General features: G+C 69.6%; 13 protein-coding genes. 5 read left to right on the plus strand and 8 right to left on the minus strand.

The features are described 5' to 3' along the window. Positions 1-31 precede the first annotated feature (31 nt). Positions 32-1480 (minus strand): MFS transporter, encoded by a 1449-nt coding sequence (locus HPO96_RS12675; RefSeq protein WP_171673544.1) that lies wholly within the window; start codon positions 1478-1480, stop codon positions 32-34. Positions 1481-1581: 101 nt separating this feature from the next. Between HPO96_RS12675 and HPO96_RS12680 the strand changes: the two genes are divergently transcribed. After that, positions 1582-2412 carry a helix-turn-helix transcriptional regulator gene (locus tag HPO96_RS12680; RefSeq protein ID WP_171673545.1) on the plus strand — a complete coding sequence of 277 codons (831 nt, stop codon included), beginning with the start codon at positions 1582-1584 and terminating at the stop codon, positions 2410-2412. On the opposite strand, the gene HPO96_RS12685 is transcribed toward HPO96_RS12680, so the two are convergent. From HPO96_RS12685 to HPO96_RS12695, 3 genes are all read right to left on the minus strand, one after another. Next, positions 2409-3302 (minus strand): LLM class flavin-dependent oxidoreductase, encoded by an 894-nt coding sequence (locus HPO96_RS12685; protein WP_171673546.1) that lies wholly within the window; start codon positions 3300-3302, stop codon positions 2409-2411. The genes HPO96_RS12680 and HPO96_RS12685 overlap by 4 nt on opposite strands. 100 nt (positions 3303-3402) lie before the next feature. Beyond that, positions 3403-5637, minus strand: a complete 2235-nt coding sequence (locus tag HPO96_RS12690; RefSeq protein WP_171673547.1) for a S8 family serine peptidase — start codon at positions 5635-5637, stop codon at positions 3403-3405. 92 nt (positions 5638-5729) lie between these two features. Further along, on the minus strand, positions 5730-6671 hold the full coding sequence (locus HPO96_RS12695) for a hypothetical protein (RefSeq protein WP_171673548.1): 942 nt from the start codon (positions 6669-6671) through the stop codon (positions 5730-5732). A 246-nt stretch (positions 6672-6917) separates the two neighbouring features. On the opposite strand from HPO96_RS12695, the gene HPO96_RS12700 reads away from it, so the two are divergent. Continuing rightward, positions 6918-7166, plus strand: a complete 249-nt coding sequence (locus HPO96_RS12700) for a hypothetical protein (protein WP_171673549.1) — start codon at positions 6918-6920, stop codon at positions 7164-7166. Between the two features lie 208 nt (positions 7167-7374). Further along, positions 7375-9615, plus strand: a complete 2241-nt coding sequence (locus tag HPO96_RS12705) for a hypothetical protein (RefSeq protein WP_171673550.1) — start codon at positions 7375-7377, stop codon at positions 9613-9615. Here the strand turns inward: HPO96_RS12705 and HPO96_RS12710 are convergent. Both HPO96_RS12710 and HPO96_RS12715 read right to left on the minus strand, forming a co-directional pair. Beyond that, positions 9572-10588 (minus strand): hypothetical protein, encoded by a 1017-nt coding sequence (locus HPO96_RS12710; protein ID WP_171673551.1) that lies wholly within the window; start codon positions 10586-10588, stop codon positions 9572-9574. The genes HPO96_RS12705 and HPO96_RS12710 overlap by 44 nt on opposite strands. A gap of 40 nt (positions 10589-10628) precedes the next feature. Continuing rightward, positions 10629-11078 carry a VOC family protein gene (locus HPO96_RS12715; RefSeq protein ID WP_171673552.1) on the minus strand — a complete coding sequence of 150 codons (450 nt, stop codon included), beginning with the start codon at positions 11076-11078 and terminating at the stop codon, positions 10629-10631. A 192-nt stretch (positions 11079-11270) separates the two neighbouring features. On the opposite strand from HPO96_RS12715, the gene HPO96_RS12720 reads away from it, so the two are divergent. Together HPO96_RS12720 and HPO96_RS12725 are read left to right on the plus strand one after the other, a co-directional pair. Next, complete coding sequence (locus tag HPO96_RS12720) at positions 11271-11675, plus strand: hypothetical protein (RefSeq protein WP_202885807.1); 405 nt, start codon at positions 11271-11273, stop codon at positions 11673-11675. A 66-nt stretch (positions 11676-11741) separates the two neighbouring features. Beyond that, on the plus strand, positions 11742-12608 hold the full coding sequence (locus HPO96_RS12725) for a helix-turn-helix transcriptional regulator (RefSeq protein WP_171673553.1): 867 nt from the start codon (positions 11742-11744) through the stop codon (positions 12606-12608). On the opposite strand, the gene HPO96_RS12730 is transcribed toward HPO96_RS12725, so the two are convergent. Together HPO96_RS12730 and HPO96_RS12735 are read right to left on the minus strand one after the other, a co-directional pair. Continuing rightward, positions 12553-15849, minus strand: coding sequence for an RICIN domain-containing protein (locus HPO96_RS12730; RefSeq protein WP_171673554.1), 3297 nt, complete (start codon positions 15847-15849; stop codon positions 12553-12555). The genes HPO96_RS12725 and HPO96_RS12730 overlap by 56 nt on opposite strands. A gap of 32 nt (positions 15850-15881) precedes the next feature. Beyond that, entirely contained in the window at positions 15882-21992 is a 6111-nt protein-coding gene (locus tag HPO96_RS12735; RefSeq protein ID WP_171673555.1) for an RHS repeat domain-containing protein, read from the minus strand. Between the last annotated feature and the right edge of the window lie 161 nt (positions 21993-22153).

The raw sequence follows: 22153 nt of genomic DNA on the forward strand, positions 1-22153 counted from the left end.
TTGGTGGGGATGGGGGTGTGGGGGCGGAGGGTTAGGGGCGGGCGGGTTCTTGGGGTCGGGTCCAGCGGGTGGTGAGGACGGCTAGTCCGGCGTGGATGAGGGCGACCAGGGTGATTGTGACGTGGAGGCCTAGGACGAAGGCTGATTTGGCGGCGGCTTGGGCTTCGGGTGGTAGGTCGGGGGTTTGGAGGGACTGGGTGAGGGTGCCGGCTAGGCCGGGGCCGGTGAGGCGGAAGATGAGGGCGGCGAGGGAGCCGAGGAGGGCGATGCCTAGGGCGTTGCCGAGTTCGTTGCTGGTTTCGGCGAGGGCGGCGGCGGAGCCGGCGCGGTCGGGTGGGACGGCGGCGACGGCGGTGTCGGCGACGACGCTGAAGGAGATGCCGTAGCCGACGGCGGTGATGACGGTGGAGGCGACGTACCAGGGGATGCCGCCGGTGGCGTTCAGGAGGAGGAGCGGGAGCAGGCCGGCGGCGATCAGGGTGTGACAGGTGATGAGGGCGGTGCGGGTGCTGAAGCGGGCGACGGCGGCCGGGGTCAGGATGCAGGTGAGGGTGAGGACGACGGCGCCGGGGACGGCTAGCAGCGCAGCCGTGCGGACTGGCAGGTCGAGAACCGATTGCAGGTGGATAGCAGCCAGGTAGGCGGTCGCGGACCAGGCGGCCAGCGGGATGAGGCCGGTGACGATCGCGAGGGTGAAGACGCGGTCGCGGAAGAGCGTGAGGTCGACGAGCGGGTGGTCGAGGTGCTGCTGGCGGCGGACGAACCACCAGAGGATCGCCAGACCGGCCACACCGAGGAAGGTCGGGAGCAGTTCGAATCCGGCGGCCGCGAGGTGCTTCACGCCGTACATGGTGAGCAGCAGCCCCGCGGCGGACGCGACGACGCTCCAGGCGTCGACCGTGCCGGGGCGGACGGCGCGGACCTCACGCAGGAGGAACGGCGCGAGCAGCAGGAAGACCACCACGACCGGCAGGTTGATCAGGAAGACCGAGCCCCACCAGAAGCGATCGAGCAGCTGCCCGGCGACGACCGGACCGACGGCGAAACCGGCTGCGAACGTCGCCGCGAAGATGCCGATCGCCCGGGATCGCTGCCGCGCGTCGGGGAACAGCTCGCCCAGCACGGCCAGCGCGGACGGCAGCAGCGTCGCGCCCGCGATCCCCATCAGCGCCCGGAGCGCGATCAGCTGCTCGGGCGTCTGCGCGAACGACGCCGCGGCCGAGCTCAGGCCGAACAGAGCGGCCCCGGCCGTCAGAAGCTTCAGCCGGCCGAGCCGGTCACCGAGATTGCCGAACGCGACCAGGAGCGAGCCGACCGCGAAACCGTAGATGTCCAGGATCCACAGCGATTGGTCGGCGGTGGGATGCAGCTCGGCGGTGAGCTGCGGCATCACCAGAAAGAGGATCGAGCCGTCCATCGCGACCAGCAGCACCGGACCGAGGATCACCAGCAGGCCCAGCCAAGGCCGTTTCGTCTTCATATCCTCCACGCTGCCGGGACGCCGTCCCGCCAACCAGCCCGCGTCGTGGGTATCCCTCGCAGGTGCACCCACCGCCGCCCCGGGCCGCCTACGATCGAACCATGGAACTGGAGGGACTCGGCAGCTTCTTGCGGACGCGACGGGCGCGCATCACCCCGGCCGAGGTCGGCATGCCGGAGTACGGGCAGCGCCGGGTGCCGGGGCTACGGCGCGAGGAGCTGGCGCATCTGGCCGGGGTGAGCCCGGGGTACTACACGCGGCTCGAGCAAGGCCAGGCCGGTACGGCGTCCAAGCAGGTTCTCGACGCGCTCTCCCAGGTGCTCCGGCTCGACGCGGCCGAGACCGCGCATCTGCACAATCTGGCGCAGCGACCGGCCGGCGTACGACTCGTTCGGAGCCGGCCCGAGCGCCCACACCCCCGCGTGCTCGCGCTGCTCGACTCGCTCCAGGAGACGACTCCGGCGCTGGTTCTGGGGCGGCGCGGCGATGTCCTGGCCTGGAACCGGGCCGGGCATGCGCTGTTCGCCGGGCACCACGCGTACGACGCTCCCGGCGACCCGCGGCGGCGTCCGTCCATTCCCCGGATGTACTTCCTCGACCCGCTCAGCCGCGACCTGTATCGCAACTGGGCCGAGAACGCGCGCATACACGTCGCCTACCTGCGGCTCACCGCCGGCCGCTACCCCACCGACGCGCATCTGGCCGAGCTGATCGGCGAGCTCGCGATGGGCAGCAGCGAGTTCGCCACGCTCTGGGCCGAGGGCGAGGTCGCCGACTGCACGGTCGGCAGGATGCACCTGCAGCACCCGACCGTCGGCGCCCTCGACGTCGACTACCAGGTCTGGCTGCAGCCGGACAGCCCCGGGCATCGCCTGGAGGTCTACACCCCTGTCGACGCCGCCTCGGCCGACGCGCTCCGGCTGCTTCGTTAACCGAGCCGTTGGCGGACGAGTGGAACAACCTCTGCGCCGAAGACAGTCGATTGACTCGCGGCCTCGTGTTCGGGCCAGAACACGAAGCCGGTGAAGCCGTGCTCCTCGGCCAGCTTGGTGAGGAGGTCGCTCCAACCCGCCGCGCTCGTCCGGATCGGGGCTTTGCCGGTCAGCTCGATCGGCCCGCTCGTGGCGTCCGGGGTGATCGTGCCGATCACCTGCGCCAGCCGCCGGATCGCTGCCGGGTCGCGTCCGGCCTCTGCCGCGGCGCGATCGACGGCTCGGTTGCCATCGGCCCATACCTCCATCGGCAAGTACTTCTGCGTCGGCGCGGCCCAACCGTCCGCAACGCGGCCGGTCAGCGCGAGGCTGCGGGCGCGCAGCGCGCCCAGCCAGATCTCGATTCCGGCCGAGTGCGGCGCCTGACTCGCCAGACTGTGGACGGGGTACCACTCCCCCGCGGCCGCGACCTCGACCTCGGTCTGCCACAGCTGCCGCAGCAAGGTGATCGACTCGGCCAGCGCGGCCAGTGACTGCGCCGGCTGCAGTTGTTCGGCGCCCATCGACGTCATCGCGTCCCAGACGCCGCCGGCGCCGAGGCCGAGCTGGAAGCGGCCGCCGGACATCAGGCTCAGCGTGCTCGCCGTCCGCGCGAGCACGGGCGCGGGCCGCAACGGTAGCGCCACCACATCGGGGAAGAGGTGGATCCGTTCGGTTCTGGCCAGGAGATCCGCCATCAGCGTGAAGGCCTCCAGGCGGTGACCGAAGTACGGCTCGTCCTGGATACCGACCAGGTCCAGGCCGGCGTGCTCCGCGGCGAGCGCCGCCGCCCTGACCTGCTCGACCTCCGTCGCCGGCGCGATCGATACCCCGAACAGCACGTCCGTCATGATCCTCCTCGGCTCATCAATGGTGATGACGCTTACGACAGATCGCGGACGGCGATTGTGACAGCGGCTCCGGCACCCGATCCGGAGCCGCCGTCGTGGACTAGAAGCAGAAGCCCTGGCCGCTGCCGAAGGACCAGCACTGCAACTGTTTCTGCGTACTTGCGGTCTTACCCGAGTTGTCGGTCACCGTGAGCTTGACGGTGTACGTCGCGCTGCGGCTCGGGTAGGCGTGGACGGGTTTCACGCCGGATCCCGACGTACCGTCGCCGAAGTCCCAGGCGTACGTCGCGATCGTGCCGTCCGGGTCGCTGGAGGCCGAGCCGTCGAGGGTGCAGTTCAGGCTGCTCGCGCAGTTCACGCTGAAGCTCGCGGTCGGGGCCGACCCGCCGGGCGGGGGTTCGGTGTTGCCGAGCTGCTCGTTCGCCCAGTCGCCCATGACGCCCCACAACTTGCCGTGGGCGTTGTAGGAGGCGCAGTCGGTCCGCAGCCAGGAGAAGACGCCGTACACCTTGCCCTGGAAGAGATACGGGCCGCCGCTGTCACCCTGGCAGAGGCCGACGCTGCCGTTGCCGAATCCGCTGCACATCATGTAGCGGTCGTCGTACTGGTTGTTGATGTTCGCGCAGTTCTGCTTGTCGACGGTCGGGAGGACCGCTTCGTAGAGCTTGGTGTTGCGTTGGTTGTCTCCTGCATCGGTTTTGCCGTAGCCGACCGCGGTGCCGCGGGTGCCGAGCGGAAGGGAGTCGCCCGACTTGGCGATGGCCGGGTAGGCCATGCCGGCCGGGGTCGGGATGTCGGTCTTGGTGATGATGACCGCGACGTCGAAACCGGTGCGCCAGCCGTCGTTCGCGTTGTAGCTCGGGTGCGTGCGGTACTCCTGGATCTCGATCCGCGTGCCCTTGCTCGTGTCGCTCAGGTCGTCGCGGCCGTAGATCAGGTACTTCTCGCCCTGGGCGAACTTGCAGTGCGCTGCGATCAGCACGACGCGCTTGGCGACGACGCTGCCGGTGCAGGACTGCTCGGCCGGCCGCGCTCCCCCGGTCCGGTGCTGCGAGATGATGAACGGGTACTTGCAGACGCTCGCCGGGGTGCCGCCGACGACGTTGGGTTGTACGTCTTCACAGCCGGACGGCGGTGGCGTCGTCCCGTTCGGCACATGCAGCAGCTTGTTGGGGGTGTCCGACGACAGGCCGGACATCTTGCCGGTGCTGGCGTTGTCCATCACCCATTGGTGCAGCTGGGCAGGCGTGCTGCTGGGCGCCTCGGAGAGCCGGAGCGCCATTGCCCCGGCAACATGCGGCGCGGCCATCGACGTACCGCTGAGCTGCCCGTACGCCGAATCGCTGCCCTTGAACGCGGAGTCGATCCCCGAGCCCGGGGCGAACAGGTCCATGCAGCTGCCGGCGTTCGAGTCGCCCGCGCGGGTGTCGCTGCTGGTCGCGTTGGCGACCTGCAGCGCGGACGGCGTCTGGCCGCCCGGCCCGTAGTTGCAGGCGTTGCCGCCGTTGTTGCCGGTGATCAGCGACCACTGGACGCCGGACGCGATCGACGCCTTGATCGCATTGACGGCGATGTCCTTGTCGTCGGTGTAGACGCTCAGGTTGACCACCGCGGGTTTGACGGCGTTCTTGGTGATCCACTCGGCGGCCGTGATCAGGTCGGCGTCCTCGCCGAAACCGTCGCAGCCGAGGATGCGGACCGAGACCAGGTCGGCCTTCTTCGCAACGCCGCGGGTCTTGCCGGCGGCGATCCCGGCGACGTGCGTGCCGTGGTTGTGGCAGTCGTTGCCCTGGTTCGGGCTCGCGTGGAAGTCGGCGCCGTACTTGGCGCGGCCCTCGAATTCCTGGTGGGTGTAGCGGATCCCGGTGTCGACGACGTAGATCGTCGCGCCGGCGCCGTCGTTCGGGTAGGTGTACTTCCGGTCGAGTGGGCGGTCGCGCTGGTCGATCCGGTCCAGGCCCCAGTTGGCCGGGTTGCTCTGTGAGCCACCGGGGCCGCCGATCGACATCCGGCCGCTCTGGCGGACCTCCTGAACGGCCGGATCGTTGGCGAGCCGGGCCGCCTGACCGGGTTTCAGGTTGCGTACGACGAAGCCGTGCATCGTTGCCGTCAGCACGCTTTTGACGTCGCCGCCGTACCGGTCGGTGAGGGACGCCGCCGTACTGGCTGCGGCGCGTTGCGGGGCGAGGGTGACCAGGTAGGTGCCGGGGACGGGCTGGCTTGCGTGGTTGACGACCTGCCGGGGCTGGTCCTGAGCCGACGCGGCGGGGGCGGTCGCGACGACGGCGAGGCTCGCCGTCACCGCGATGGCGGCGCGCCGTAGTGCTCTGCGCATGTCTCCTCCTGTGCGATGGGGAACGCACCGAAGGTAGGCAGCGGGCCGGACACCCGGATACGGCTGTTAAAGCAGGCCTTTCACAGCCGGGTTCAATTCTGTTGAGGCCAGCACCAGCGCATGCCGACGATGCCGGACGGGACGTCGGTCTCCGCCAGCAGCGCCGAGTCCGCGCCGCCGATCCACAGCTCGGCGTGGTTTCCCTCCGGCGCCGCGACCGTCCGCCGGTCGTACCGATGACAGTGCGCCGGTACGACGCCGGCCGCGAAGCGCGTCTGCAGCACGTACTCCCGGACCGGTTCGATGAAGCGGTGCTCGTAGTTGACCATCAGCGTCCCGGGCGTGAACCGCCATTCGTACTCCAGGAGCGCCGGCTCGCCGACGCCGAGCACGCGGTCCAGAATCAGCTCGGCCGCGACCAGCCCCACTTCGAGGTCGGTCTCGACCTGTCCGATCCGCGCGTTCCGCACGGCGGTCAGCGCGGGTGGCGCATCCGGCCGCTCTTCGGCGAAATACAGCACCCCGAGTCGCGAGACCCGATCCGTCGCCGCCCGCACCAGCTCCCTGATGCAGATCCGCTCGACCATCCGGTCGGCGTCCAACTCGACCAGCACCTGCACACTCACCCGGCGCAACCGCCCCTGATGCGGCACCCCGGCCGTCTGCAGCAGCTCCGTGGGCCGCGTGTCGGCGAACAACATCGTCGGCGGCACGCTCCCCGGCACATGCCCGATCCAGCGCCCCCGACCCCGCCGTGGGCCGAGCAGCGACAACAACGAGTTCACCGGCAACTCGAGCAGCTCTTCGAGCAGCCGCACCGCCGCCAGCGACGCCGTCCGCTCCGGCCGGCTCCGCCCCCGCCGCCAATAACTCAGCGTCGCAATACTCAGGTGCGCGCCGCGCTCCCCGAGCCAGTCCCGAATCTCCTCCAGCGTCAGCCCGCTCGCCTCGATCGCCAGATGCAGCGCCGCCGGGAACGGCCCACCCCGCAACGCCTGCCCCAACTCCCGGCGGACTCGCGCCTCAGTCTCCATCGCGCCCACCTTCCTCACGAAGTGTGTTCACCTTCTAACACTTCGCAACCACTTTGGCGAGACCTCACGTGTCCGGATCCGGACACCTGTTCGACGCTCGCCGAATACCTTCAGGCAATCGACGCCGGGACCCGAAACAGGCTTCGGTCTAGACCGAATAGCAATTGACCGCCCCGAACCCCGGCGACACCATGCGCCAAGGACCCCGTTCCGGAGTCCGCACCATCTAGCCAATGGAGGCTCGCGGTGAACACATCCCCTGACAAACTCATCCGCGTCGCAACACGCTCGGCCCTCGCGGCCGCCGCCGGCATCGGCCTCGCCGCCGCTGCCGCGCTCCCCGCTCAGGCCCACACCAGTCAGGTCGTCTGGGACGCCCCGACCCAGGACGACTGCTACCGCCTGATGAGCAAGATCGTTGCCGACGACAAGTACTGCACGCCGCCGGACGGCAGCTGGGGCGACAAGTGGGACGGTTACGCCACCTGGCGCTGACCTCAATCCCATCTGACGACCACAGCCCGGGGCGCCGCCATCAGCTCGGCGCCCCGGGCGCGCGAGAACGAACAGGAGCACGGTTCAGGGCAGGCGCCGTCCACCAGGCGGCGTCTACCCGCTGAACGGCGAGCTGCCCTCAAGCACCGGCCGGTGACGCCCCGGCCGTCACGACCAGTTGACCCCGGCGGCGACAGATAGTTGCCTGATGATCGTCAGCCGCATGCTCGCTGCCGCCGGAACTGTTGCGGCGCTCTGCGCACCGGGAGCTGCGGCGGCCGCGACGTGGGCGCCGAGCGCGGACGGGCAGGCACCGCCCGTAGAGACACCGGTCGTGGCAGCGCCAGCCGTAAAGGCGCCCGTCGCGGGGGCGGACGCGGCGGAGCCCGTCGCGGAGACGCAGGTCGCGGGAGTGGTCGCGGCGACGCCGGACGCGAGGACCGGCGCGGCGACGCCGGTCGCGGGGGCGGTTGTCCGGGCGCCGGTTGTGGTGGTGGGGGTTGCGGGGTTGACGTGGGACAACCTGAGGGCGGAGAACGCGCCGACGCTGTGGGGGTTGCTCGAGGAGGGGGCGGGGGCGGCGGCGGTGACGGTGCGGGCGGTGCATTCGCCGCCTTGTCCGTTGGATGGGTGGTTGTCGGTTTCGGCGGGGCGGGCGGCTACTGATCCGCAGTCGGATCGCGGGCAGGGGTGTACAGCGGTGCCTGGGGTGGCTGGTGGGGTGGTTGCGGGGTGGGGGGAGCTAGTGGCGGCGCAGGAGGCGTCGGTGTACGACCCGGATCTTGGGTTGCTCGGGGAGACGTTTGCGGAGGGCAAGGTTTGTGCTAGCGCGGTGGGGCCTGGGGCCGCGGTAGCGCTGGCTGATCGGCAGGGGCGGGTGGCGCAGTACGCCGCGGATCTGGCGGGTGCGCGCTGGGACTGTCCGGTGACGGTTGTCGATGCGGGGGTGGTGGATCGGCGAAATGATCCCGGTACGGCGTTGCGGCGCGCCGATGGGGTGGTGCGGGAGGTTCTGGAACGGGTTCCGCCGAATGCGACCGTCGTCGTGCTCGGTGTCTCGCAGCCGGTGCATTCCACGGTGGCGATGGGGGCGGTGTTGGTGACCGGGCCTCAGGCCGAGCAGCGCTATCTGACCGCGCAGTCGACGCGCTGGCCGGGCATCGTGCGACTGCTGGACATTCCGTCGACGCTGGTGGCGGCTGCTGGTCTGGCGGAGCCGAATCAGTTCACCGGCGCGCCGCTGGTTGCCGCGGATGAAAGGCCGTCCGCACCTGCTACGGCCGAGAAGCTGGCCGACATCACCCATCGCGATCGCGACTTACGCCGTAGCTCTGGGCTGTTCATCAACGGCTTGGCCGCAGCGGCAGTGCTGGCGGCCGGCGTACTGGCGCTGCGGACGCGGGCCGGTCGCAGCACGCGCGGAATCGAGTTCGGGCTGCTCGTCCTGGCCGCGCTGCCGCTGTGTTCGTATCTGGTCCGGCTGATCCAGTGGTGGCGTTGGCCCGTGCCGCTGGCCGCGCTGTGGCTCGGGATGATCATCAGCGCGTTAGCTGTGGCGATAGCACTGCGAAGGGTGCCGGCCTGGGCCACGGTCACCGTCCTGTCCGGAGTCACGACCGCCGTCCTCGCGATCGACGCGATGACCGGCACAGTGCTGCACCATGGCAGTCCGCTCGGCCCGTCGCCGCTGTCGGGTGGCCGGTACTACGGGTTCGGCAACACCACCTTCGTGGTGTTCTCCGTCCATGCGGTGCTCTTCGCGGGCGGCCTCGCCACCTGGCTCCAGGGACGACGCGGCCCACGGACGGCGGCCGCTGCCGTCGCGGCGGTCGGACTGCTCGCCGTCCTCGTCGATGCCTGGCCGACGTGGGGCGCGGATGTCGGCGGCGGCCTGGCGATCGTCCCGGCGTTCGTGCTGCTCGGGCTCGACGTCCTCGGCCGGCGGCTCGGCATCACGCGCCTACTGCTGACCGGTGCAGCGGCGATCGCGGCAGTGGCGCTGATCAGCTTCCTCGACTGGCTCCGGCCCGCCGCCTCCCGGTCACATGCCGGGAGGTTCGTCGAGGACGTCGTCCACGGCGACGGCGCGGCCGTCATCACCCGGAAGGCCGACTACGCGATCGGCTCACTGGCGGCCGGCCCGCACATGTGGCTGACCGGCGCGCTCCTGCTCTATCTGGTTGCCGTCGTGGTCGCTCGCCGACAGCTGGCCCCGGCGTGGTTCGAGCGCGCCGTCGCTCGCCGACCGGCGGTGTGGGGCTGCTTCGCGGCGATCGTGGCTCTGGCCGCGATCGGCTCGCTCAGCAACGACTACGGCCTGCGCGTCGCGCTCCTCACCGTCGCGATCGCCGGGCCACCGCTGGCCCTGTCGATCGCCTGGCCGCCCGGGCCGAGCCAGAGCGACGTCAGTGCTGGTACACCACGCCATGGGTCGGCGCGATCGCGTTGACCCAGTTCGAGTGCAGGATCGTCGGCGCGCCGCCGACGTGCCGGACCTGCACCGACAGCCGCACCTGCGGGCAGCCGCCGAACAGTGACTTCGCCGGCACCCAGGTGTTGGTGACCGTCTTGTGATGGCGAGCAACCGAGATAAACGTCGACGTGACCGGCCCCTTCCGCAGCGTCCCGCACGAACTGCCGTCGCGGTGCTGCGGCTGGGCCTCGATCCACGTCTCGACCGTGCTCCCGTTGTACGCCGGCGCCTCGTCGCACCCGGGGAACTTGGGAATGTCGGCCCGATGACAGGTGGTCAGGTTCACGTCCTGGACGACAGTCACCCAGGTACCCGCGGTGGACAGGACGTGGGTGTAGCCCCCGGTGCGGTGGGTGCCGCCGCGCAGGATCGTCTGCTCGGCGACCGGCTTACTCGGCAACGCCCAGCGGGCCGCCGTGATCACCGTGCCCTCGCCGACCGGTGAGCTGATCAACTCGGCGCCGGGCAGGATCCGCCACTGCAAGGTCCCGAATCGGTCGATGACGTCGTTCCGCACGTAGCTCGACACCTGCAGCTCGCACGTGAACGTCCCGTCGGCCGGTGCGATGAACAGCCAGCGCACCAGCCCGGAAGTCCGGGTCTCCCCCGGCGTCGCCATGTTCTCGGCCCAGTAGACGCCGCGTTGCCGGCCATCGGTCATGTTCGGCCCCGCGCAGTGCACGATGAACGTCGTCCCCGGAGCGTCGTTCGCACCCGGCCCGGACGTCAGCAGCTCAGCCGTCAGAGCCCGGCTGGAGAAGTACCGCTTCTGCCCGGTCGCCGCCGTGAAGGTCACCTGCGTCCCCGGAATCGACCGAATCACCCGGCTCCCGTTGTAACCGACCTCGTACCGGAACTCAGGTGCGGGCCCGGCCTGCGCCGGACCCGCCGTACCCAGCAACACGCCGGAGACCAGAGCAACCGCCAACCCCACCGCACGACCTCGCATCGCCGACCTCCACTGGACGAAACTCACCGGAGGCCAACGGTCACACCCCGGTCTGTTCCCGCCCTGCCGTCACGCTGTCCGCGACGAACTGCCCGGCGTACGCCGCCGACGGCTCGATCTCGGTGATCACGTCGATGAGGACGCCGTTCGGGTCGGCGATGATGAAGTGCCGCTGCCCGAACTCCTCGCTGCGGATGGCGAGCTCGGGCGCGAATCCGCCCTGGGTCACCAGCCGGTCCCACTCCGCGTCGACGTCGTCCACCTCGAAGTTCAGCAACAGGCCCCGCACCGGCTGCCGGTACTTCGCCGGCACGGTGGGATGGGTGTAATCGACCAGCGCCAGCTCGTACGGCCGCGGCCCGGCGAGCCGCAGACTGAGGTACCAGTCGGCCTCGAAGGTGATCTCGAACCCGAACTGCCGCGTGTAGAAATCGCGCGACTCGATGATCCGGTCCGTGCAGATGACCGGATAGAAGCTGCTGACAACCATCAGAACTTTCCTTTCGGTAGTGCGTTGCTGGGCAACAGCCTCGCCGCTCGGCTGCGCCCGTGCCAGCCACCACGAGTGGTAGGCATCGCGCTGACAGCTCGCACAGAGGCTGGTTGCGACGGTGAAAACCCAACACCCTGGAGAACACGACGGCGCCCGGTCAGGTCGCCGGAAACTCCCAGGAGAACACCCATGACCACTTCCGTTGCGGTACGCAACAATCCGCTCGAGAGCCGGACGCTCGGACTCGTCCTGCGGCTCGACGCCGTGGCCTCCGGCGCGCTCGGCGTCCTGCTGGCAGGCATCGGCTCGGCCCTGGAAGGCCCGCTGGGCCTGCCCCGCGAGCTCAGCCTGGCCGCCGGCGCCTTCCTGATCGTCTGGGCCCTGGCCCTGCTGGCGATCGGGCGCCGCACCGCGATCAACCGGACGGCCGTCCTGGTCGTCGTCGCGGTCAACGCGGCTTGGGTGATCGCGAGTGTGGCGCTGCTGCTCGGAGCCTTCGAGTTCACCGGGCTGGGGATCGCCTTCGTGCTCGCGCAGGCCGTTGCGGTCGCCGCATTCGCCGGTCTGCAGGCGAAGTCACTCACGAGCGTCTGACGACTACACAAGGTGCGAAGCCTGGAAAGTACTTGTCTTGGCGCTTTCGGCTGCGATACTCCTGCCATGGGCGGGGACGAACTCGGCGAGTTTCTGCGCAGCCGCCGGGCCGCGCTGCTCCCCGCCGATGTCGGTCTCCCGAGCGCCGACCGGCGGCGGGTCCGCGGCCTGCGCCGCGAGGAGGTTGCCGCGCTGGCGGGCGTGAGTTCCTCTTACTACACAAGGATCGAGCAGGGTAACGCCGGCCAGGTCTCGCCCGCAGTGCTGCGCTCAGTCGCTGCGGTGCTCCGGCTGTCCGATGCCGACAGCGCCTACTTGCTCCGCTTGGCAGACCCCACACTTCCCACCACCACCTGGACGCCGGCCGTTCGGCCGTCCGTCCGGCAGCTCGTGCACCGGCTCGACATTCCGGCGGCGATCCTCGGCCGGCACATCGACGTCCTCGCGTGGAACCGGGCGGCTCATCTCGTCTTCGCGCCGGACGTCGCCTTCGACGCGCCGGACAGCGCCGCCCGGCCGAACTGGGCCCGCCTGCTGTTCCTGGAGCCGAGCAGCCGGTCCCTGTTCGCCGATTGGCCGGGAACCGCCCGGGACATCGCCGGCCGGCTGCGGATCTCGGCGACCCGGCACCCGCAGGACGCGGAGCTCCAGGCACTGATCATGGAGCTCCGCGCCGCCAGCGCGGATTTCGAGGCCTTGTGGTCGTCACACCCCGTCCAGGTCGGCAACCGCGGTCTGGTGCAGATCCAGCACCCGCTCGTCGGCGAGCTCGTCTTTCACGACGAGTTGCTGCACCTCGCCGACGATCCGGACTGTCTCGTCGTCACCATGACAGTCGAGCCGGGCTCCAGCACGGAGTCCGCCCTGCGCCGCCTGGTCACGGCTGATCCAGGAGATAGCGCTGGCAGTGGCCGTTCCAGTACCGCCAGGTGACGAGCCTGGCGTTCACGTTCGGGCTGCAGCCCGCGACGTCGAGGGCATAGCCGCTGGTCTCCTGGGTGATGCTCCGGCTACCGCTGTACGCCGGTTCGACTCGCCAGCGCTGGCAGGGACTGTCGGACTGCGGCATGGTCGCGACGCGCTGATTGAGCGAATCACTGCAGCCGACCACGTCGAGGGCCTGCCCGGTGCTGGGCTCGATGATCTTGTAGACGTCGTCGCCCAGCGGCACGAACTGCCAGCGCTGACAAGGGCTGCCCGCATTCCAGTACCACATGCGGACGTCCGCGTCCGGCAGACAATCGACGACGTCCAGCGCTCGCTCGCCGTGGACCGCGCGGACCCGGTACTTGCCGTTGGGCTGACTGGCGTTGAAGCCTGCCCGCAGGATCCATTGCTGACTCGCCTCCGCCGTACAGGTGCGCTGGACGACGGTCGCGTCGGCGGCCGTGCTGCCCTGCGAAGGCGTCGCACACTTCGCACTGTGCGCGAAGCGGATCCGAACGACCGTGTCGTAGCTGCTGCCTTCGAGGTACTCGATCCGCACTTGCTGGTTCGCAGCGCCGGTGCACGGCCGTTGGACGGCTCGGACCTCGTCTCCGTGCAGCAGGCCGTCGACACCTAGGCAGCGCGGCCGGCCGTCGTCCGGGTTGCCGCGGAAATGCGCCGTGTGGATCTCGTACTGGTCGGTGCCGGCGACCCGCACGATCCGCACCCGCTGATCGAGCCCACTGTTGCAGGGGTTCTGGACGAAGCGCTCGCCGTCGGTCTGGCTGGCACCCCAGACGTCCAGGCATTGACCGCTGTGCCGGGCGACCAGTTCGTAGGTCCGATGCTCGATGTCGAAGCTCGGTCCGGTGCTGGCGCCGACCAGCGGCTCGCGCCAGCCGCTCGTGGCTGGGCCGAACGACATCCCGGTCGAGGTGAGCGTGAAGACTTCCCGACCGCCGCCGTCAAGCGAGTACACCAGCGCCGCATCCTCCTTCCCGTCGCCGGAGAGGTCGCCGACCGACAACGCCGTCCGCGCGGGGTCGAACGTCGCGGGGTCGCGCCACCAGTCCGAGAGCGCGTAGGCGGTGCCGGTGGAGCGGAAGACCTTGAGGGCGGCGTCCGTGCTGCTGTGTTCGTAGAGCGCGACGATGTCGTCCTTACCGTCGCCGTCGACGTCCGCCACTTGCGGCTTGCTGCGCTCCCAGCAGTAGGCGCCCGCGCCGGAGTCGTGCAGGACGACGGGGGTGGTCTCGAACGCGGTGCCGGTCGATCTGAAGTACCTGGTGATCGTGCGGCAGCCGCCGGCGTTCTGCATGTCCACGAGGTCGGCCATCCGGTCGCCGTCCACATCCGCCAGGAGCGGAGCGCTGGCCGACCATGCGCCGGCCGTCTGCGACCATTCGACGGGCGTGCTGAGGCTGGGGCCGAGGAAGGTGAGCGTCCGCCAACTGGAGCCGGCCACGTTGAGTTGGACGACGATGTCGGAACGACCGTCGCCGTTCACATCGCCGGAGACGATCCGGGCTGAGCTGAGCGCCCAGCCGCTCGCGCCGCTGTGCCAGACGGGTGCGGACGCGAAGTCGTAGCGTTCGCTGTCCGACGCGCCCCGGTACATGGCGATTCGGCGTCCAGCCTCTTCGCGGATGAGTACGGCGTCAGTGCGGCCGTCGCCGTCGAAGTCGCCGCGGACCGGACGGGTTCGATACATGGCGAACCCGCCGGCGGCTCCGCTGTCCCAGGCCAGCTGGCCGGTGTGCAGACCGCCGTCCGGCTTGGAGACCACGTTCCAGATCGCGGTTCGGCCATCACCTTGGTCCAGGACGACGGATACGTCGGCCCGGCCGTCGCCGTTCACGTCACCGCGCCGGTTCGGGGGTAGCTCCGGGAGTCTGTTCGCGCTGAGCTGCCAGACGGCGACGTCGTCGCTGACGTTGTTCGCGCCGTCGACCGCCCGTACGTACAGCATCCGGGCCGGCAGGCTGCCGCTCGCCGTCTGCCAGACGGTCAGTGGAATCTCGGCCGTTCCGTCCGGTCCGGCTTTGATCCGGCTCTGGATGCGCTCCGGCCGGAAGCCGTAGAGGTACTCGGCGACGTCGGTGTCGCCCGGCGCGGGGCGCAGGGTGACGGTGCCGACGGTCCGGGCCGGGATCAGCGCCTCGCCGTCCGGGAACTGGACCGACTCCAGCACCGGGACCTGCGGTTTGGCGGCGTCGACCCGGAAGTAGCACCGCGGCGACGCCGGACCGAACTCGACACCGTCGCCGGCCACCTGATCATTGCTTCGGGCAACGTAATAGTAGGTCTGCCCGTCCACGAGCCGGGACCGGTCGATCGCCGGCCAGGCGAACGCCGAGCCGGACGTCGTGGTCGCCGAGTCGAGCTCCAGCGCGACGGTCTGGTCGGACGCGCGATGGATGGAGAGCCGGGTGGTCAGGTTGTCGCCGTCCTTGTCCGAGGCGACCGCGGCGAACGAGAAGCCGGACAAGGGCGAGCCGACGACGGTCGGGGCCGCCGCCGTGCCGCAGGGCCGGGACCGGGCGAAGTTCACCCGTTGCGGCGCGTACGGCACGTTGTTGTAGGTGACGACGAGCTTCGCGCTGTTGCCGTGGAACTTCTTCCACTGCTTGGTGTCGGTCTCACTCGCGGCGCGCAGCCCGAACGTCATCGTCGCGCCGCGGCTGTCGGCCACCGACTGCACGGCCGCGGTCAGGTTCGCCCCGGCCCAGCCCATCAACATGTCCGGCTGACCGCCGCCGCTCCACGCGTTGCCGCTCGCCGTCGCGACCTGCTGCCGCCAGTGCCCGGCCGTGTTGTTCCACGTCACCGGCTGACTGCGGTTGACGGCGTTCGTCCACCACAAGTTCGTCGGCGTCGGCGACCCCGTCGGGCTGTAGTCGAGCATCGCGTCGAACCGGCTGCTGATCACCCGCGCGCCCGCGAGCACCGACGTGTCGAACTGGAAGAACGACCGATACGTGATCACGTTGTCGTACGACCGCCCGACCTTCGCCCCCTCCCCCCGGTCGTAATCCCAGTACGACTGATCCGGATTCTCGCGGCTCACATGCGTCCACAACTGATTGCTCCCCGACCACGAAGCCCCCGCCGCCGAAAACTCCGCCGTACGCCCCCCAGACGTCTCCAACTCGACCCGCTCTGCCCCAGCTTCGGCAGTCACGGGAGCTACCAGTACGCCGACCAGCAGCGCGCCGACCGCCGTTGCAACCTGCCAGGTCCGGCTCATCCTCGCCAGCTCCTTCATCTCAGCGCTTCCCATCAGCCCGGCGAGCTGTAGCGGCACGCGTACGGCTCCCGCTCACAGAAGGTCTTGTGCTCGTCGTACTTCATCGGCGGCGTGCCGGGAGGCGCGGTGACCTCGTCGTAGTACTTGCCCCCGACCCACTGGCCGACCTTCGTGCCGATCAGTCCGCCGATGAACCCGAAGCCCACGGTGCAGGCCACCGCCGCGGGGCCGCAGAGCCCGCCGAGCGCCCCGCCGGCGAGCGCGCCGATACTCCGGCCGGCCGTCTCGCCGACATCCTCGTAGTCTCTGCGCTCCTCGGCCTTCGCCTGCTCCTGCGCCCGCTTGGCCGCCTCGTCGTTCTGCCGCCGATTCTGCTCGGCCGCCGACCGATCGGCCTTCGCCCGCTCGCCGATCTTTCGGGCGATGTCGGCCAGTCGGCCCGACGACTTCTCCAGGGCCTGGAGCGAGGTGTCGGTTTGTTTGGCGGTGTTGAGGTGCTGCTGCATCTCGGCGGCGTCAGGGCCGCTGACTTTGACCAACCGTTTGGTGACGATGCGGACGACTTCTTTGGTGTGGTAGCGGATGGTTCGGACTACTTCTTTGAAGATGGTGACCTGGCGGGCCACCTCGGCGGTGATGCGTTCGACCTGGACGGTGAGGCCGAAGGAGGCGGCGAGTTTGGCGACGAAGGTGTAGAGGACGATCTTCACGTAGACGGTGATGACCTGTTTGTGGAGTTCTTTGATGCGTTTGACGTGGTAGCGGACGATCGTCTTCAGCTCGGTGACGGTCTCCATCCGGTAGCGCTTGCCGTCGGCGTCGAGAAAGCTGACCGGGCTGTTGTTGGCGTACGCGTAGGCGTTCAGCTGTTGTGGATCGTTCGGATCGGTCACCGGGTCGACCGAGATGAAGCGGCCGGTGGTTGGGTCGTACTCGCGGGCGCCCAGGTGGACCAGGCCGGTCGAGGCGTCCTTGGTGCCGCCGACGAAGTCCTTCTGGCTCGGCCAGGTGGCCGGTACTGCGCCGCGGGACTCGCCGTACGGGGTGATCCGGCGGCGCTCGAAGGCTTGCGACTGGGCGTCGACCAGCAGCGTCGCCGAGCCGTGGTGGTCGGATCCGAGCCAGGTCAGTTTGCCGGCGGTGCGGACTCCGATGGTCTGTTTGCCGAACCGGTAGTGGCGGGTGCCGATCTGGGTTCCGTCCGGTTTGAGCAGGACTTCGGTGCCACCGAGATAGAGCGTCGTGCCGGTGGCATCCCTGCGGAGCAGACGGTTGCCGTCGGCATCGTAAACGAACTCGGTGCGCTGGTCGCCCTTGGTGACCTTGGCCAGCCGGCCTTCGGCGTCCCAGTCGAAAGTCTCACCGACTCCGGCGACGGTGCGGTCGAGTTGATTACCCGCGGCGTCGTACTCGTAGGTGCTGACCTTGGTGCTCCCGCCCGGCGCGGTGGTGGTGATCTTCTGGACGGCGTGCGGCCGCGGCTGCCCGGCGGCCGGGTACTCGTACGCGCTGGTGGTCGCCCCCGCGGTCGTCGTCCGCGTCTCGGACTTGCGGTTGCCGATCGCGTCGAAGGTCCAGGAGTGCCAGTACGGCGCCGGCCCACCGAGCCGTGCGGCTGTGGTCGGCTGGACCGCGCAGTTCCCGTCAGCCGGCGTCCAGGCCTGGGTCAACCGGCGGGCCTGGTCGTAGTCGAAGCACTGGGTGTCCTTCGGGTCCGTACTGCCGGTCGCGGGTGCGTCGACGATCTTCGTGACGTTCCCCGCGTGGTCGTAGCTGTACGACTGGTCCAGAACTCGTTGCGGGCCAGGAGTTTCGCGCTGGCTGATCGCCCGGGTCAGTCGACGGGTCGCGGCGTCGTACAGATAGGAGTGCCGCAACCACTTACCGTCGGTCGGCTTCAGCTCCAGCATCGTGAGGTCGCCGAACGAGTTGAACTCCGAGCCGGTCACGTAGCTGCCGAGCTCGCTGGACAGACTGGTCGGCAGATCGTTGGCGTCGTACGTCGTGGTCAGCGTCTCGGCCGGGAGGCCGCCGACGGCCGGCACCGAGGTGGTCTTGGGCAGACCGGTCGCGGTGTAGCTGTTGGTGACCGAGTAGGTCTTGGCCAGCGAGCCCTCCGTGGCCGGCAGCGTGACCTCGGTGCCGGTCGGGTGCCCGCTCACGTCGTACCCGGTGACCCGGGTCGTGTACTCGGCATCGCCGACGTACCGGGTCGCGGTGGCTGCCGATCCGACTGCCACGGTGTCGTACGTACGCCGCAGTCGCAGCGGCCCGTCGACGGTGTCCTCGCGAACCGTGGTCGGCCGGCCGATCTCGTCGTACTCGTACCAGAGCTTCTTGCCCTTGGCATCGGTGGTCGTGGTCAGCTGGTCGAGTTCGTTGTAGGTGTACCGGGTCGTGCCGCGGTCCGGCTCCTCGACCTTCGTCCGGCGGCCTTGCAGGTCGTAGGTGTAGCGCCAGACGTTGCCGGCCGGATCGGTCACCGTGCTGAGCTGTCCGGCTTTGGTGTAGCTGTAGCTGGTCTTGTCGAACTCGCCGCTCGGTTGCGGGGTCCGATAGGCCCGCAGCTCGGTCTGGCGGCCCTGGGCGTCACTGATCTTGGTCGTGGCCTGTTCGCCGGTCGGCGGGTCGACCGTCTGCCGGTCCGGCTCGTGGGTGTGCGTGGTCGCCCACTTCTCCTCGTTGTACGACCAGAACGACTCCTTGGTCGGCCGCTCGACGGCGTCGTACGCGGTCGCCTTCCGGGCCGGCAACTCCTCCTCGACCGGGTCGAAGGCGATGTCACCGGGCGGCGCGTCGTTGTAGTAGGCGTTGTTCTCGACCACCGCGAGTCCTCGGGAGTCGTACTCGACATCGGTGATCACCCGCCCGACGCCGTCCGCCGCCGGGCGCTGGGTCTGCCGCTTGCGCTGGAGACCGTCGAGGATCTCGTAGCTGGTCTCGACCGTCCCGTCCGAGCGCAGCTGCGCGGTCCGGACGACGCCGGCCCGGTCGACGCCGCCGAAGTACGTGTGCTCGACGTTCGGCGTCTGTGATCGCCCCCGGCCCGGCAGCCAGACCTTCGCGATCCGCCCGAGGCCGTCGCGTTCGGACACGGTACGACGGCCGGCGACGTCCACGACCGCGGTCGCCTGCCCCCAGGCCGGGTCGAGCTCGGTGCTGGCGGTGTGACCGTTCGCCAATTTCACCGAGGTCTTGGTGACCGGTCCGTCGATCGGGGTGTAGCTGTACGTCGTGGCCCGGCCCTTGGCGTCGGTCTCGCTGCTGGTCCGGCCGTGGTCGTCGTACTTGAAGGTCTTCACGGTTTGGTACGTCGGCGCACCGGCGGCGGTGAATCCGGACAGCCGCGACGTCGTCAGCGGTTGCGCGTTCGCGGGCGTGGTTCCGCCGGCGTACTGCACCAGCTCGTCACTGATGACGTCGCTGTTCGTCCACGATTGGTTACAGGCCTTGGCAACGGTCTGCGTCCGGGTCGGTAGCTCGGTCAGGCTCTTGGCCGCGTTGCTCACGTACTCGTAGCGAGTGCAGGTGTCGTCCGCCGTCGTGGCCAGGTCGTTGGCGTTCGTCGCCTGCATCAGCTGGCCGGTCGGGGTGAACTCGTTCGTGGCCGAGGTCTCGCGGTATCCCCCGCCGGGCTTGGCCTCCCACTGCCGGACGGCCTTCTCCTCGACCTTGTACGCCTGCGTCGTCCCCCAGTCCCGCACCCGGGTGGACGTCGGGGTGGACACCCAGGGATCGGTGATCGTGCGCTCGGCGATCACGCCGTTCACGAGTTTGCTGATCTCGCGCGGGCGGCCGGCGAGCGCGTTCAGGTCCTTCACCTTGGCGCCGGTGGAGTCCTCGATCTCGGCGGTCTTCACACCGCCGCTCTTCAGCTTGTCGCCGTCCATGCCCTGGAAGTAGCGGTGCTCGGTCACCGACTGCGGCCCGGACGGATGTCCCTTGGTCACGACCACCCGCTGGTAGCCGCGCCACTGGGACCAGGTCTTCCGCCCGATCTCCACCAGCCCGTCCTCGTCGTCGTGCCGCCAGGACGGGCCGCTCGGGTAGGTGACGGTGGTCAGGACCGGCTGCATGCCGCTGACCCGGTCGGATTCGGTGACCGAGGTGACGACGTACTTGTGGAACCAGTCCTGACGCTCCTCGACGGCGCCGGGCGGCGTCCAGCGCAGCGGGTGGCAGCGCCGGTGGTTGTCGTCGACCGGCGGCACGTTGTTGGGCAGGCTGCAGTCCTTGCCGGAGTACGTGATCGCCAGCTCGCCGCCGGTGCCGTAGTGGATCGCGCTGATCCGGAACCAGTCGAGCAGCGGCCGGGTGGTGCCGTCGGCGACGCGGTTGTTCAGCTGGATCTTGTCGAAGTTGACTTCCGGGGTCGAGGTCGCGGTGCCGACCTCCCCCGTGTGCGTGATCGCCTCCAGCCACAACCGCGGGCCGGTGTTGTCGCCGGGGTTGGGGAAGGTGTGCCGCAAGGTCCAGGTGTCGACGGCGTCGAAGCCGCTGTCGCGCCAGACCTCGGTGCGGATCTTGGCCAGTTTCTTCTTGGTCCAGAAGCTCGGGCCGAACCGGGTGCAGCGCGTCGTACTGGTGCACTCCTGGTCCAGCGGGGTGTCGAAGTAATCCGCAGTCGCGCAGCCGGTCCCGGCGAGGCAGCGCTCGGTGGTGTCGAAGTGCACCCGGGCCACCGGCTGCTCGCTGAACACCTGGCCGTCGGTCTGGCCGTACTCGATCCGCTTGACGTGACCGGCCCGGTCGTAGCTGCTGACCGCGGTCTCGGTCCCGTTGCGGGCGTACTTGTTCTGCTCGGTCGCGTAGAACAGCGACATCGTGTTGCCGTGCGGGTCGACGACGTAGTCGAGATTCCAGCGGTACGCCTGCTGGCAGAACGAGTCGGCGAACGCCGTCCGGTGACACTGCTCACCGGCGTGGTTGCCGGCCACTGGCACCGTCCAGGCCGAGTTCGTGTCCTGCGCGCCCGGGCCGGGGATCTTGTTCAGCCCGAAGTAGAACTTGGTGCCGTCCTTGGTGGTGATCACCCAGTACTCGCCGCGCTCGGCCGTCGCCCCGCCCTCGTCGCCGTTGACCGCGCCGGACAGCCGCTCGACCTTGGTACCGTCGTCGGCCTTCGGGCGCCACTGCTTGGTGCGGTCGTCGAGGACGAGTTCGCCGCCACGGCCGTTCAGGGTGAAGGTCGCGTTGTCGGTCGCGAAACAGAGGTCGCCGACCGGCCGGGCGCCGTTGTTACCGGTCTGCTCCGGCTTCGCCGCGCAGGACGCGTACCGCCGCTCGATCGAACCGCCCGGCGCCAGGTCGAAGCCCTCACCGACCCATGAGGTCTGGTTGTTCGTCCCGGACGTGCGGCCGTCGACGCTGCCCGACGAGTAGCCGATCGCGACCTCCGGCGTCGGGCCGCCGGTGCCGGGCGGCGTCCGCAGCGGGTACTGCCAGTTGAAGTCACCGGACGAGCCGCCGACCGACCAGGCCGCGGTCGGCGCCAGCTGTGTTGAGCTGAAGTCTCCGGCAGGACCAGCGGCTGCTGCCTCAACGGAGTACAGGCCCGTCGCCGGGACATCGGCGCTGAGCTTTCCGGTACCGGTGTTGCGGGTCGGGACCGGTACGCCGTCCGGGAGCCGAACCAGCCGCAGCCGGGTGGCCCAGTCACCGCCGTACGCATCGCGGAAGGCTCGGTAGTCGAGCTCGAGGGCGACCTTTCCGGCGGACTTCTCGGCCGATGACAGCTTCACCTGCAGGCCGGAGTCTCGGCGTCCGAGCAGCTCGACCTTGACTCGCGCCGGTGTCGCGCCGTCCACGGTCGCCGGGCCGATCGCGACCGGAAGCGTTCCGGCCACCTGTTTCGGCAGCGCGGCGCCGAGCTTGGTCGCCCAGGTGACCTCCGGCAGCGCCACGTCCGCCGAGCCGATCAGCGGCCAGGCGACGGCCGCGGGTTTCGTGGCGTCGACCTGGAGGTCGGGCTTTCGCGGCTTGAGCTGGTGATTCGCCCCGCCGACGGATTCGACCCCGGGCACACTCGCGAGCGGCTCGGTACCGATCCCTGGTGATGCGTGCGCGGACGGCGGCGCCGATCCCGCGAGCAGCGCCAGGGCGAGGACGGCGGCAAGGGTCTTCCGGCCAACAGGTTTCGGCATGGTCAGCTCCGAGGGCAGAGGGGGCAGGAGATCCGCCCAGGAGGACCGTAGGAGGCCGCTCTGTCGTCGCTCTGCCGATGACCTGTCCGCAGGCTGTCCCGGGGCCGGACGCCGGGCTCGTGCCGATTCTTGCCGAGGGCAAATTGTTTACCGACCAAGTG

This window comes from Kribbella sandramycini, from assembly GCF_013131805.1.
Classification (GTDB): domain Bacteria; phylum Actinomycetota; class Actinomycetes; order Propionibacteriales; family Kribbellaceae; genus Kribbella; species Kribbella sandramycini.